Source organism: Pseudomonas sp. MF7453 (genome assembly GCF_016405455.1).
GTDB lineage: Bacteria > Pseudomonadota > Gammaproteobacteria > Pseudomonadales > Pseudomonadaceae > Aquipseudomonas > Aquipseudomonas paralactis.
Genome location: NZ_JAEKCN010000009.1, coordinates 130,519 through 144,408, shown reverse-complemented (window position 1 = coordinate 144,408; position 13,890 = coordinate 130,519). Strand labels below are relative to the sequence as shown.

Here is a 13,890-nt window from a genome sequence, read left to right as displayed (position 1 = left end):
GACTGGCACTTTGCCACAACTCAAGGCATGCTAGCCGCCCTCCGGGCGTCCGGCTTATAGTGCACGTCGCGCGCCAGTCCAGCCAACCGCAGGATCACAGCTTGTCCAAAGTCACGCCGCCCACTCCCTTGCGCGCCGCTCATATTGCGCCGGGAGCGCCCCTGCACGGTACCTTGAAGGGCGCATTGGCGACGCTTGTCCTGATGTTGCTCGCATTATTGTTCTGGCAACTGCTCGACCAGTTGCAGCAAAACCAGAAAAACCAGCAGCAATACACCATCGACTACAGTGCCGACCTGGCCGAGCAGATCAGCCAGAGCATGGCCCTGAGCGCGCAGATCGCCCTGAACCTGCTGCCCATTGTCGAGCCGCCGCGCAATGCCGAACAGCAGCAGGCCCTGATGCGCACGCTGCAGCGCTCATTACCGGACCTGCGCAGCTTCGCCCTGCTCGCCCCCAGCGGCGCACTGATCAGCGACACTGCCGAAGGCAGCCAAGACAGTGCCCTGCTTGAAGACCTGGTCAAGCGCAGTCACGCCCAGTCCTACTACCTGAGCAACGATAATGACGGCACAGTCATCTATCTGTTGCTGCACCAACCCAGCGGTGGCTCCAAGGTGTACTGGGCCTTGCGCTTGGCGCCCAACTATCTGGCCAACCTCACACGCCAGGATGTCCAGGGCCCGCGCCCGATGTGGGCGATCGAGAACAGCCTGAACCATCGTGTGGTCAGCCGTGACAGCGGGATGCCGGCGCAGTGGTCCGGTGCCCTGACACCGGAAGAGTTGAACCGCAGTGTGCTGGTCACGCCCTTGAGCAAAAGCGATTGGCAACTGCGCGGCATGTTTGACCGCAGCGCGGTGCTGGAACAACTACTGCCCGCCTTTATCGGCAAGTGCCTGCTGGGCCTGGCGTTTTCGCTGATCCCGGTGATCGTGCTGCTCAACATGCGCCGTCGCCAACGCCAGGTGAACGAAGGCCGGCGACGCTATCAGGACATCTTCGAAGGCACCGGCGTGGCCTTGTGCGTGCTTGACCTGGCGGGGCTCAAGGCGTTTTGCAACAAGACCCAGGTGCAAAGCCGCGAGCAGCTGCACGCCTGGTTGCAGGCCAACCCCGCCGAGCGCAAGCAACTGCTCAAGGAGTTGCGCGTCACCGAGGTCAACCAGATGGCGGTGCGCCTGCTCAACGTCGCGTCTTGCGAGCAAGCCTGGGAGCGCCTGATCGATGATTGCCCGAGCAATACCACCTCCATTGGCTACCAGGTGCTGGAAGCCGTACTGACCCGGCAAAAACAGCTGGAGCTGGAAATCCAGCTCAACGATGTGGCGGGCAACGAACAGTACCTGTGGCTGGTGATGCGTTTGCCGGAACAGCAGGATGACGTCAAGGCCGTGATTCTCAGCATCAGCGACATCACCAGCCGCAAGCTGATCGAGTTGTCGCTGGTGGAGCGAGAGAGCTTCTGGTCGGACGTGGTGCGCACCGTGCCCGATCACCTGTATGTGCAGGACGTGATCAGCCAGCGCATGATTTTCAGCAACCATCATTTGGGTCACACCCTGGGCTACAACAAAGCCGAGTTGCAGCAAATGGGTGAGTACTTCTGGGAAATCCTGCTGCACCCCGAAGACGCCGAGCACTACCATGACGCGCGCGAACAGCAGCGCCAGGTCGGCTATACGACCCAATTGCACTGCCAACTGCGCTTTCGTCACCGCAATAACCAGTGGCGCCGCTTCGATATCCGCGAACAGGCCCTGGCCCGCGATACGTCTACTGTGGTCACCCGGATCATCGGCGTGGCCAAAGACATTACCGACCAGATCGAAGCCAGCGAATCCCTGCGCGACAGCGAACAGCGCTACCGGATGCTGGCCGAAAGCATCAGCGACGTGATCTGCTCCACCGACAGCCAACTGGCGCTGAATTACATCAGCCCATCGGTCAACACCGTATTGGGCTATGACGTGGACTGGGTGTTCAAGAATGGCTGGCAGTCGATCGTCGCGAACCCGCAACAGTTGACCGGCATTTATAGCCTGATGGAACAGGTCAGCCGCGCCCTCGGCAACCCCGAGGCCTTGAACACCTTGCGCGATGAAGTGCAGACCCAACTGTTCCTGTTCGACTGCCTGCGCGCCGACGGGCGCAAGGTGCCGATCGAACTGCGCCTGGTGCTGGTGTGGGATGAACATGGCGCGTTTGAAGGCATTCTCGGCGTGGGCCGTGATATCAGCCAGCAACGCCGCGCCGAAAAGGACCTGCGCATGGCGGCCACGGTCTTCGAACACTCCACCTCGGCGATTCTGATCACCGACCCGGCCGGCTATATCGTGCAGGCCAACGAGGCGTTCAGCCGGGTCAGCGGCTATGAAGTGGCGGATGTGCTCGACCAGTTGCCGAACATGCTCACCGTCGATGAACAGCAGGAAGCCCACCTGCGCTATGTGCTCAAGCAACTGCACCAGCACAGCACCTGGGAAGGCGAGGTGTGGCTCAAGCGTCGCAACGGCGAGCATTACCCGGCCTGGGTCGGCATTACCGCGGTGTTCGACGATGAAGGCGACCTGGCCAGCTATGTGTGTTTCTTCAGCGATATCAGCGAGCGCAAGGCCAGCGAGCAGCGCATCCACCGCCTGGCTTACTACGACGCCCTGACCCACCTGCCCAACCGCACGCTGTTCCAGGACCGCCTGCACACGGCGTTGCAGTCGGCCGAACGGCAGAGGTCGTGGGTGGTGCTGATGTTCCTCGACCTGGACCGCTTCAAGCCGATCAACGACTCACTCGGCCACGCCGCGGGCGACCGGATGCTCAAGGAAATGGCCACGCGCCTGCTCGGTTGCGTAGCCGAAGACGACACCGTGGCGCGCATGGGCGGCGACGAGTTCACCTTGCTGTTGCAACCACGGGTCAGCCGCGAAATGGCGCTGAACCGCGCGATTCATGTGGCCGAGCAGATCCTGGCCAGCCTGGTGAAGCCATTCGTGCTCGAAGGCCGCGAGTTCTTTGTGACCGCCAGTATCGGCATCGCCCTCAGCCCGCAAGACGGCAACGAGCTGAGCCAGCTGATGAAAAACGCCGATACGGCGATGTATCACGCCAAGGAGCGCGGCAAGAACAACTTCCAGTTCTACCAGGCCGACATGAACGCCAGCGCCCTGGAGCGCCTGGAACTGGAAAGCGATCTGCGCCACGCCCTGGACCAGAACGAATTCGTGCTGTATTACCAGCCGCAATTCAGCGGCGACGGCAAACGCCTGACTGGTGCCGAGGCCCTGCTGCGTTGGCGTCACCCGCGCCGCGGGCTGGTGCCGCCGGGGGATTTCATTCCGGTATTGGAAGAACTCGGGCTGGTAGTGGATGTGGGCGATTGGGTGATCAGCGAAGCCTGTCGCCAACTCAAGACCTGGCACCAGAACAAAGTGCGCGTGCCCAAAGTATCGGTGAACATCTCGGCGCGGCAGTTCTCCGACGGCCAACTGGGCACGCGCATCGCCACCATCCTCAAGGACACTGGCCTGCCGCCGGCGTGCCTGGAGCTGGAACTGACCGAAAGTATCCTGATGCGCGAGGTCAACGAAGCCCTGCAGATCCTCGCCAGCCTGAAAAACCTGGGCTTGAGCATCGCGGTGGACGACTTTGGTACCGGCTATTCGTCGCTCAACTACCTCAAGCAATTCCCTATCGACGTGCTGAAGATCGACCGCACCTTCGTCGATGGCCTGCCCTCGGGTGAGCAGGACGCGCAGATCGCCCGGGCGATTATTGCCATGGCCCACAGCCTGAACCTGGCGGTGATCGCCGAAGGTGTGGAAACCCATGAGCAATTGGACTTCCTGCGCGAACACGGCTGTGACGAGGTGCAAGGCTACCTGTTCGGGCGACCGATGCCGGCGAACCGGTTTGAGGTGCAGTTCAGTAATGATGCGCTGTTCATGTTTGACTGAAAGTGCTGTGGTGAGTCTGAGGGCCTCATCGCAGGCAAGCCAGCTCCCACGTTTGACTGTGTCAACCCGATCAAGTGTGGGAGCTGGCTTGCCTGCGATGGGGCCAGTACCGACACCACCCAGCCCCAGATGAGCCCCACTTGTCCGCGACATGATGTCCTTTCATATGCCATCCAAAACCCATTGGGTTAGAATGCCCTCCTTTTCTGCCCCCGATCCTTGAGGACCGCCATGTTCAGCCGTGATTTGACTATTGCCAAGTACGACGCCGATCTCTTCGCCGCCATGGAGCAAGAAGCCGTGCGCCAGGAAGAGCACATTGAGCTGATCGCTTCGGAAAACTACACCAGCCCTGCGGTGATGGAGGCTCAAGGTTCGGTTTTGACCAACAAGTACGCCGAAGGCTACCCGGGCAAGCGCTACTACGGTGGTTGCGAGTACGTCGACGTGGTTGAGCAGTTGGCCATCGACCGTGCCAAAGAGCTGTTCGGCGCCGATTACGCCAACGTCCAGCCACACGCCGGTTCCCAGGCCAATGCGGCCGTTTACCTGGCCCTGCTGCAAGGCGGCGACACCATTCTGGGCATGAGCCTGGCCCACGGCGGTCACCTGACCCACGGCGCCAGCGTTTCCTCCTCCGGCAAGCTGTACAACGCCGTTCAATACGGTATCGACGGCAACGGCCTGATCGACTACGACGAAGTCGAGCGCCTGGCGGTCGAACACAAGCCAAAAATGATCGTGGCTGGTTTCTCTGCCTACTCGCAGATCCTGGACTTCCCACGCTTCCGTGAAATCGCTGACAAGGTCGGTGCCTACCTGTTCGTCGACATGGCCCACGTGGCCGGTCTGGTGGCTGCTGGCGTGTACCCGAACCCAGTGCCTTACGCTGACGTGGTCACCACCACTACCCACAAGACCCTGCGCGGTCCACGTGGCGGCCTGATCCTGGCGCGCGCCAACGCCGAAATCGAGAAGAAGCTCAACTCCGCCGTTTTCCCGGGCGCCCAGGGTGGCCCGCTGGAGCACGTGATCGCCGCCAAAGCGATCTGCTTCAAGGAAGCACTGCAGCCTGAGTTCAAGACCTACCAGCAACAAGTGGTGAAGAACGCCCAGGCCATGGCAGCTGTGTTCATCGAGCGCGGTTTTGACGTGGTGTCCGGCGGTACTGAAAACCACCTGTTCCTGCTGTCGCTGATCAAGCAGGACATTTCCGGTAAAGATGCTGACGCCGCTCTGGGCAAAGCCTTCATCACCGTGAACAAAAACTCCGTGCCGAACGACCCACGTTCGCCGTTCGTCACCTCCGGCCTGCGCTTCGGCACCCCGGCTGTGACCACTCGTGGCTTCAAGGAAGCAGAGTGCAAGGAACTGGCCGGCTGGATCTGCGACATCCTGGCTGACCTGAACAACGAAGCCGTGATCGACGCGGTACGCGAGAAGGTCAAGGCTATCTGCAAGAAGCTGCCGGTATACGGCGCGTAATACAAAGAAGCCCACTGTAGGAGCGAGCTTGCTCGCGAAAAACGTCAACGATAACGCGTGCATCCTGGGTGCACGCGTTGCCTGTGAGTTCTTCGCGAGCAAGCTCGCTCCTACAGGTGGGCTTTTTTATGCCTGATAGACCCGCGCAAAGCCTTGGCGAATTTTGTCTTCTGGCAGCTCATCGGCAATAAACACGATCACACTCTCCCGCGCCTCGCCCTCAGCCCATTCGGTATCCCAGTCGAAACCATAGAGTTTCAGCACGCCCTGGAACACCATGCGGCGATCCTCCCCGGCAATATTCAACACACCTTTGTAGCGCAGCAACTGCTTGCCGTGTTCTTCCAGCAATTGGTTCATGAACTCACTGAGGCGGTCGATATCCAGCGGCTGGTCGGTGCGCAGCACCAGGCTGGAAATACGATCGACCGATGGCGCAGCGGTGACCGGGCGCAGGCTCATGCCGGCGTTGAGGTTGAAGCCGCGCACATCCAGCAACTCGGCCAGGTCAATCTTGCCGTGATCCACCACACGGATCGGCGCACGCCGGTTGATGCGGGTCAGGCGCTGGCTGAGGGCGTCGAATGTGGCGTCGTCCACCAGGTCGCGCTTGCTCACCAGCAGGCGGTCGGCAAAGCCGATCTGGGCCTGGGCGATGGTCTGGGTCAGGTGATGCTCGGCGTGGGCCGCATCCACCAGGGTGATGATGCCGTCGAGGATGTAGCGCTCGCGCAGCTCTTCGTCGATGAAGAACGTTTGGGCCACCGGCGCAGGATCCGCCAGGCCGGTGCATTCGATCACCAGGCGGTCAAAGGCGATCTCGCCGCTGTCCAGGCGCTCAAGCAGCAGGTACAAGGCTTTGGTCAGGTCGGTGTGGATGGTGCAGCACACGCAGCCGTTGGACAGGGTCATGACTTGCACCGGCTCGTCGCCCAAAAGCTGGGTGTCGATACCGGCGTCGCTGAATTCGTTTTCGATCACGGCGATTTTCAAGCCGTGCTCGGCCTTGAGCAGGTGGCGCAGCAAGGTGGTCTTGCCGGCGCCGAGAAAGCCGCTGAGGATGGTGACGGGGATGGGAGAGGACAAAACTATTCTCCTGAAAAATGAGGGCGCAAAAACAACTGTAGGAGCGAGCTTGCTCGCGAAGAACGTCAACGATAACGCGTGCTGTCTGGATGCACGTGGTGTCCTTGGGTTTTTCGCGAGCAAGCTCGCTCCTACAGGTACAGCCGTTTTACCAACTTAGCAGCACTTGGGCCCACCCTTGCCGCCGTAACGGGCCTCCTGGCGTTCGCGGAAGAACGCCTTATAGTCCATCACCGGCTTGTCCGGGTGTTTGGTTTGCATATGCTCGACGTAGGTGTCGTAGTCGGGCATGCCGACCATCAGGCGCGCGGCCTGACCGAGGTATTTACCGAGGCGACTGATGTCATTGAACATGTCTGCAATCCTCGTTATGCGTCCGGTACAGCCTGGAACGGGGCTTCTTTATCCGTACGCTCTTTGTTGCCCCAGGCGGCGACGCCGACTTTGAGCGCATAGAACAGGATGCTGAACACCACGAACAGGAACAGCGCCGTCAGCGTTGCGTTGGTGTAGGCGTTCCAGATCACGTGCTGCATCTGGTCGATGCTCTTGGCCGGAGCCAGGATCTGGCCGTTAGCCAGGGCATCGCTGTATTTCTTGGCCAGCGACAGGAAGCCGATCGCCGGGTTGGCGTCGAACAGCTTGATGAAGCCTGCGGTGGTGGTGCAGATCAGCAGCCAGACAGCCGGCAACATGGTCACCCAGATGTAGCGCTGACGTTTCATTTTGATCAGCACAACGGTTGCCAACATCAACGCGATACCCGCCAGCATCTGGTTGGAGATACCGAACAGCGGCCACAAGGTATTGATGCCACCCAGTGGGTCGATCACGCCCTGGTACAGCAGGTAACCCCACATCGCCACGCAACCGGCCGTCGCGATCAGGTTGGCGGTCCAGGACTCGGTGCGTTTGAGCGCAGGCACGAAGGAGCCGAGCAGGTCTTGCAGCATGAAACGACCGGCGCGGGTACCGGCATCTACTGCCGTAAGGATGAACAACGCTTCGAACAGGATCGCAAAGTGGTACCAGAACGCCATGGTGTTTTCACCTGGCAGCACACTGTGCAGGATCTGCGCGATACCTACCGCCAGCGTCGGCGCACCGCCGGCACGCGCCAGGATGGTGGTTTCACCGATATCGTGGGCAACGGCCGACAGCGCCTCAGGGGTAATTGCAAAGCCCCAGCTGCTGACGGTTTGCGCCACGGTGACCACGTCGGTACCGACAATCGCCGCCGGACTGTTCATGGCGAAGTACACGCCTGGCTCGATCACCGAAGCGGCAACCATCGCCATGATGGCCACGAACGATTCCATCAACATACCGCCGTAACCGATGTAACGGGCGTGGCTTTCATTGGCGAGCAACTTGGGCGTGGTGCCCGAGGAGATCAGCGCATGGAAGCCCGACACCGCGCCACAGGCAATGGTGATGAACAGGAACGGGAACAGGCCGCCCTTCCACACCGGGCCAGTGCCGTCGATGAACTGGGTCAGCGCCGGCATTTTCAGGTCAGGCATGGTGACGAGGATGCCAATCGCCAGGGCGATGATGGTGCCGATTTTCAGGAACGTCGACAGGTAGTCACGCGGTGCCAGAATCAGCCATACCGGCAGCACAGCGGCAACGAAGCCGTAGCCGATCAGCATCCAGGTGATCTGGATCCCGGTGAAGGTAAAGGCTTTGGCCCACACCGGGTCAGCGGCAATTTGCCCACCCAGCCAGATCGAACCCAGCAGCAACAGCACGCCGATGATCGAAATTTCACCGATGCGGCCCGGGCGGATGTAGCGCATGTAGATGCCCATGAACATCGCAATCGGGATGGTCGCCATCACCGTAAAGATGCCCCACGGGCTCTCGGCCAGGGCCTTGACCACGATCAGCGCCAGCACCGCGAGGATGATGATCATGATCAAAAAGCAGCCAAACAGCGCGATGGTCCCGGGAATGCGGCCCATCTCTTCGCGCACCATGTCGCCCAGGGAACGCCCGTTACGGCGTGTAGACAGGAACAGGATCATGAAGTCCTGCACCGCCCCCGCCAGCACCACACCGGCAATCAGCCACAGCGTGCCGGGCAAGTAGCCCATCTGTGCCGCCAGGACCGGACCGACCAGCGGGCCTGCACCGGCAATCGCCGCAAAGTGGTGACCGAAAAGGATATGTTTGTTGGTCGGCACGTAGTCCAGACCGTCGTTATTGACCACTGCGGGGGTGGCCCGCCGTGGGTCGAGCTGCATCACGTTATTGGCGATGAACAGACTGTAGTAACGGTACGCGACCAGATAGATGGCCACAGCAGCGACCACGATCCACAAGGCGTTGATCGCCTCGCCGCGGCGCAAGGCCACTACGCCCAGGGCGCACGCTCCCAGGATTGCCAGCACCAGCCAGGGTAGGTGGCGTAGCAGGCTATTATTATTTTTCATTTTTGTATTCCAGCCAGGGTGGACAGAAAGGACAGCCAGCCCGAGTTTAGCGCTGTTGGCTTCAAAGACCAGCCCCCTACGTTGGTCTAGAGCCTTCTGGCAGCAAAAAAAGCCGAAATAAATGCCGACTGATGGCCCACGGCTACAATCCTCCTATCCACTGAGGGCTTCACCATGACCGAACACCCGTCTGAACGCCGCCGTTTTCGCCGGATTGCTTTTGATGCCAAAACCGAAATTCGGCAAAACGGATGGGATTTTCCGGTGAAACTGGTGGATCTCTCGCTAAAGGGTCTACTGGTCGAGCGCCCCGAAGACTGGAAGGGGAACAAGGCGCTGCCGTTCGACATAGACATACGCCTGGATCCGAAAGCGCATATAAAGATGCAGGTACGGCTGACCCATGAGGAAAAAGGCCAGTTGGGATTCGTGTGCCAACACATCGATCTGGATTCGATCAGCCATTTGCGGCGGTTTGTTGAGTTGAATCTGGGGGATGAGGACGAACTGCATCGCGAGTTAGCGACGCTGCTGGAAATCTAAAATCCAACACAGCTCCAAATGTGGGAGGGGGCTTGCCCCCGATGACAGTGTGTCAGGCACTTATATGTCACAGGTACACCGCTATCGGGAGCAAGCCCCCTCCCACATTTGAATTGTGTTGTTGATTATTCGAACAGTGCATCCAGCGCCTGCTCCAGGCGCGTCACCCCAATCACCTGCAAACCTGCCAGCATTTCTTTGGGCGCATTGCCCTTGGGCACAATCGCCCGTTTGAAGCCATGCTTGGCCGCCTCCTTCAACCGCTCCTGCCCACTGGGCACCGGGCGGACTTCGCCCGACAGGCCGACCTCACCAAACACCAGCAGGTCATGGGGCAGCGGCCGATTACGCAGGCTGGACATCACCGCCGCCATCAACGCCAGGTCGGAGGCGGTCTCCAGTACCTTGACCCCGCCCACTACGTTAAGGAAAACATCCTGGTCATGGGTCGGAATGCCGCCGTGACGGTGCAATACCGCCAGCAACATCGCCAAACGGTTCTGGTCCAGGCCAAGCGTGACCCGGCGCGGGTTGGCCAAATGGCTGTCATCCACCAGCGCCTGAACTTCCACCAGCATGGGCCGGGTGCCTTCCCACGTCGCCATCACCACACTGCCGGGGACTTCTTCCTGGGCGCGGGTGAGAAAAATCGCCGAGGGGTTAGAGACTTCTTTCAGCCCGCGGTCAGTCATGGCGAACACACCCAGCTCGTTCACAGCGCCAAAGCGGTTTTTTACCGCCCGCAGCAAACGCAGGCGGCCATCGGACTCACCTTCGAAATACAGCACGGTATCCACCATGTGCTCCAACACCCGTGGCCCGGCCAGCGCGCCTTCCTTGGTCACGTGACCAACCAGAAAGATCGCCGTACCACTCTGCTTGGCGTAGCGCACCAACAGCGCCGCACTTTCACGCACCTGGGACACGCCACCCGGCGCCGATTGCAGTTGCTCGGTGAAAATCGTCTGGATCGAGTCAATCACCATGACCTTGGGTTTTTCGATCCGCGCCGTGGCGATGATGCTTTCGATACAGGTTTCGGTCATGACCCGCAGCTGATCCTGGGGCAGGCCCAAACGGCGGGCGCGCATGGCCACTTGCTGTTGGGATTCTTCGCCGGTGACATACAGCGCCGGCATACGGCTGGCGATGCTGCACAGGGTTTGCAAGAGGATGGTCGACTTGCCGATACCCGGGTCACCGCCAATCAGCACCACCGAACCATCGACCAGGCCACCGCCAAGTACGCGGTCCAGTTCGCCGGAGGCGGTGGAGAAACGCGGGATCTCTTCGACACTGACTTCGGCCAGGGTCTTGATCTGTGCCTGTTGCCCGGTCCAGCCGGCGCGGCCGGTCGGCGCTGCGGCACCACCGCTTTCGATCATGGTTTCAGTCAGGGTGTTCCACGCACCGCATTCGGAGCACTGGCCCGCCCATTTGGGAAAGGTCGCGCCGCACTCCGTGCAGCCGTACATGCGCTTGGCCTTTGCCATGTGAGAACCTCCAACCGAAAAACCGCGATGATAGCTCAGCGCGACGCCGGGGTCCGGATTTCGCCACTGGCCAAACGTGAAGCACTGTTACCGACGGGGTCCTCGGCGTTCAGGTCCGCGCCTTTGGCTTGCAGTTCACCCAGCAACTCGACGCGTTTGAACAACCCGGCGTACATGGCGGCGGTCTGCCCCGCGCCATTGCGTTGGTCGGGGTTGCAGTCGGTGGCCAGCAGGCGCTGGGCGATTTTCAGCTCGCCCTTGAAGATGGCGCCCATCAGCGCGGTGTTGCCGCGTTTGTCCTGAACGCAGGCGTTGGCACCGGCATTGAGCAGGCGCTCCACGTAAGGGGCCTGGCCGTGATAAGCGGCGAGGATCAGTGCGGTATAGCCTTTTTCATCCTGGGTGTTAAGGCTGTAGCCGGATTCGATAAAGGTGTTGAGCATGTCGAGGTCGCCACGGCGAGCGGCGTCAAAGTAGTAATCCTGTAGCTGCGCTTTGAGCGCCACCGGGTCGGGAGATTCCGCCTGGGCGACAAAGGCCAGCATGGCCATCAGTAAACCAATAGAGATACGCATCGGGGCTTCTCCTGCCAAAGGCCGACGCCCATCCAGGCGCCGACCGCAACCAACAAATCAGTCAGTCAGTTTTTCCGCCAGCGCCTTCACGCGAGCCAGGTCACCTTTGGCAACCTTGGTCACGCCGGTGCCGTATTCCGGATCAGCCTTGTAAAGGAACGACAGGATGATGTGCTTGCTCTCGTCATCGGTGGTGGCCAGCGAGCCGCCGAAGTTGTCGATCAAGTCCTGACGCTCTTTCTTGGTGTAGGAGCGATACAGGTCACCGGCCTGTTTGAAGTTCTGCTCGCGCTGGATCTTCGCCTGCTGGGTGCTGCCCGACAGCGGCGACTGGCTGTAGCGCGCGGTTTGCGGCTCTTCGCGTGGCAACAGCCGGCTTGGCTGGTAGTTCACGCCGGTGGTGGTCTTGCCGACGTTCATCGCGCCATCCTGGTTGCCGTTGTTGACGGTGACCCGTGGGGCGTTGATCGGCAGTTGCAGGGCATTAGCGCCCAGACGGTACATTTGCGTATCGGCATAGGAGAACACCCGGCCTTGCAGCAGGCGGTCTTCCGACGGCTCGATGCCCGGCACCAGGTTGGCAGGCGCCATCGCGACTTGCTCGGTCTCCTGGAACACATTGCCGGGGTTGCGGTTCAGCACCATTTGGCCAACTTTGCGCTCGGGCACATTTGGCCAGATCTTGGTGGCATCCAGAGGGTCGAAATCAAACTTGGCCAAGTCCTCGGGCTTGAGCACTTGCACATACAAGTCCCACTTGGGGAAGTCGCCCTTGTTGATATGGGTGACCAAGTCATTGGTCATATGGCTGTAGTCACGCCCCTGCACCTCGGTGACTTGCTTGGGATCAAGGTTCTTGATGCCTTGCAGGCTCTTCCAATGGAACTTGACGTAGTGCACTTCGCCCTTGGCGTTAATCAACTTGTAGGCGTGTACGCCATTGCCGTCCATCTCGCGGTAACTGGCCGGAGTGCCGGAGTCCGAGTACAACTCGGTCAACGTACGTGTGGCCTCGGGAACATGGGAGAAGAAGTCAAAACGGCGTGAGTCGTCATCCAGGTTAGTGCGTGGGTCGGGTTTAAAGGCATGGACCATATCCGGGAACTTGATGGCATCGCGGATAAAGAACGTCGGGAAGTTATTGCCGACCAGGTCCCAGTTACCTTCGCCAGTGTAGAACTTGGTGGCAAAGCCCCGTGGGTCACGCAGGGTTTCCGGGGAATGATTGCCGTGGACGACCGCCGAAAAGCGTACGAACACTGGGGTGGTTTCACCCGCCGCAAACACCTTGGCCTTGGTCAGGTCACTGAGGTTGTCGGTCACCGTGAAAGTGCCATGGGCGCCGGTGCCGCGGGCATGTACCACGCGCTCGGGGATACGTTCGCGGTCAAAACGCTGCAACTTCTGAATCAGTTGAACGTCCTGCAACAACACCGGGCCGTTCGCTCCGGCCGTTTGGGAGTTCTGATTGTCGCCGACGTTGGCGCCGTTATCCCGGGTCAGGTTGGCGGCTTGCACGGAGAGGGACAGCAGGCTGGCGGTCACCAGTGCCAGCGCATGGCGCGCGGACACGGGCCTACGGCTGATTGGAGTGTTCATCGAGGTTTCCTCTGGTTTTTTTAGCGCACATTCTGTTGTGCTTGTCAGAGGCTAGTGACCTGCGAGTCAGAAGATAAATAGAAAAACACCACAGGTCCGATTAAGAAAATAATCTGGTAACTGGCTGAAAGGACGGGTAATTCGCGCGCGACTGGTGGCACTTTGCAAACTATTTGCGTTTTAATGTGTCGATAAAAACCGACAGTGTTAACAGTTGTGTCGAGCAAGCCTTGTACGACTGAATTACACTGACCTCCACCCTTCTCAACTGTAACAAGGAATAACCTATGGGCGTGATCAGTGAGTTCAAGGCCTTCGCGGTCAAAGGTAATGTGGTCGACATGGCCGTCGGTATCATCATCGGCGCCGCCTTCGGCAAAATTGTTTCCTCGTTTGTGGGCGACGTGATTATGCCGCCTATCGGTCTGTTGATCGGGGGTGTGGATTTTGGCGACCTGGCGATAACGCTCAAAGCCGCGCAAGGTGATGTACCGGCGGTGGTGCTGGCCTATGGCAAGTTTATCCAGAGCATCATCGACTTCGTAATCGTCGCTTTTGCGATATTCATGGGCGTGAAGGCCATCAACCGCCTGAAGCGAGAAGAGGCCGTAGCCCCTAGCTTGCCGCCGACACCGACCAAGGAAGAAGTGCTGCTGGGCGAGATCCGCGATCTGCTCAAGGCTCAAAACAACAACAAACCGCTTTAATCAGCGATTGCAAA

10 protein-coding genes are annotated in these 13,890 nt (G+C 59.9%); 4 read left to right on the top strand and 6 right to left on the bottom strand.

All coding sequences use genetic code 11. The annotated features are described in order from the left end of the window. The first annotated feature begins 101 nt into the window (after nt 1-101). Nucleotides 102-3,953 (top strand): sensor domain-containing protein, encoded by a 3,852-nt coding sequence (locus JFT63_RS15905; RefSeq protein WP_198844282.1) that lies wholly within the window; start codon nt 102-104, stop codon nt 3,951-3,953. Between the two features lie 231 nt (nt 3,954-4,184). Next, nucleotides 4,185-5,438: a serine hydroxymethyltransferase gene (gene glyA, locus JFT63_RS15900; RefSeq protein ID WP_057703280.1), complete on the top strand. Its 1,254-nt coding sequence runs from the start codon at nt 4,185-4,187 to the stop codon at nt 5,436-5,438. A gap of 126 nt (nt 5,439-5,564) precedes the next feature. Here glyA and yjiA read toward each other — a convergent pair whose 3' ends face one another. The 3 genes from yjiA to JFT63_RS15885 all read right to left on the bottom strand — a co-directional run bounded on the left by yjiA (nt 5,565) and on the right by JFT63_RS15885 (nt 8,959). Beyond that, nucleotides 5,565-6,524, bottom strand: coding sequence for a GTPase (yjiA, locus tag JFT63_RS15895; protein WP_198844281.1), 960 nt, complete (start codon nt 6,522-6,524; stop codon nt 5,565-5,567). Between the two features lie 156 nt (nt 6,525-6,680). After that, complete coding sequence (locus tag JFT63_RS15890; protein ID WP_003194308.1) at nt 6,681-6,878, bottom strand: YbdD/YjiX family protein; 198 nt, start codon at nt 6,876-6,878, stop codon at nt 6,681-6,683. A 14-nt stretch (nt 6,879-6,892) separates the two neighbouring features. Beyond that, nucleotides 6,893-8,959: a carbon starvation CstA family protein gene (locus tag JFT63_RS15885; RefSeq protein WP_057703277.1), complete on the bottom strand. Its 2,067-nt coding sequence runs from the start codon at nt 8,957-8,959 to the stop codon at nt 6,893-6,895. Nucleotides 8,960-9,133: 174 nt separating this feature from the next. Here JFT63_RS15885 and JFT63_RS15880 point away from each other — a divergent pair, with 174 nt between their 5' ends. After that, entirely contained in the window at nt 9,134-9,502 is a 369-nt protein-coding gene (locus JFT63_RS15880) for a PilZ domain-containing protein (protein ID WP_198844280.1), read from the top strand. 125 nt (nt 9,503-9,627) lie between these two features. Here the strand turns inward: JFT63_RS15880 and radA are convergent, their stop codons facing one another. Genes radA through katB form a run of 3 tightly spaced genes read right to left on the bottom strand, consistent with a single transcriptional unit; the run spans nt 9,628 to nt 13,169 of the window. Further along, entirely contained in the window at nt 9,628-10,995 is a 1,368-nt protein-coding gene (radA, locus tag JFT63_RS15875) for a DNA repair protein RadA (protein ID WP_198844279.1), read from the bottom strand. A gap of 35 nt (nt 10,996-11,030) precedes the next feature. Continuing rightward, nucleotides 11,031-11,570, bottom strand: coding sequence for an ankyrin repeat domain-containing protein (locus tag JFT63_RS15870; RefSeq protein WP_198844278.1), 540 nt, complete (start codon nt 11,568-11,570; stop codon nt 11,031-11,033). Nucleotides 11,571-11,627: 57 nt separating this feature from the next. Then, nucleotides 11,628-13,169 (bottom strand): catalase KatB, encoded by a 1,542-nt coding sequence (katB, locus tag JFT63_RS15865; RefSeq protein WP_057703274.1) that lies wholly within the window; start codon nt 13,167-13,169, stop codon nt 11,628-11,630. Nucleotides 13,170-13,456: 287 nt separating this feature from the next. Here katB and mscL point away from each other — a divergent pair, with 287 nt between their 5' ends. Beyond that, nucleotides 13,457-13,876 (top strand): large-conductance mechanosensitive channel protein MscL, encoded by a 420-nt coding sequence (mscL, locus tag JFT63_RS15860; RefSeq protein ID WP_057703273.1) that lies wholly within the window; start codon nt 13,457-13,459, stop codon nt 13,874-13,876. Nucleotides 13,877-13,890: the final 14 nt, after the last annotated feature.

Bases quoted from the DNA above. Each gene is read 5' to 3' on its own strand.
- JFT63_RS15885 (WP_057703277.1), bottom strand. From the start codon at position 8,959: ATGAAAAATAATAATAGCCTGCTACGCCACCTACCCTGGCTGGTGCTG.
- katB (WP_057703274.1), bottom strand. From the start codon at position 13,169: ATGAACACTCCAATCAGCCGTAGGCCCGTGTCCGCGCGCCATGCGCTG.
- JFT63_RS15890 (WP_003194308.1), bottom strand. From the start codon at position 6,878: ATGTTCAATGACATCAGTCGCCTCGGTAAATACCTCGGTCAGGCCGCG.
- JFT63_RS15870 (WP_198844278.1), bottom strand. From the start codon at position 11,570: ATGCGTATCTCTATTGGTTTACTGATGGCCATGCTGGCCTTTGTCGCC.
- radA (WP_198844279.1), bottom strand. From the start codon at position 10,995: ATGGCAAAGGCCAAGCGCATGTACGGCTGCACGGAGTGCGGCGCGACC.
- glyA (WP_057703280.1), top strand. From the start codon at position 4,185: ATGTTCAGCCGTGATTTGACTATTGCCAAGTACGACGCCGATCTCTTC.
- JFT63_RS15880 (WP_198844280.1), top strand. From the start codon at position 9,134: ATGACCGAACACCCGTCTGAACGCCGCCGTTTTCGCCGGATTGCTTTT.
- mscL (WP_057703273.1), top strand. From the start codon at position 13,457: ATGGGCGTGATCAGTGAGTTCAAGGCCTTCGCGGTCAAAGGTAATGTG.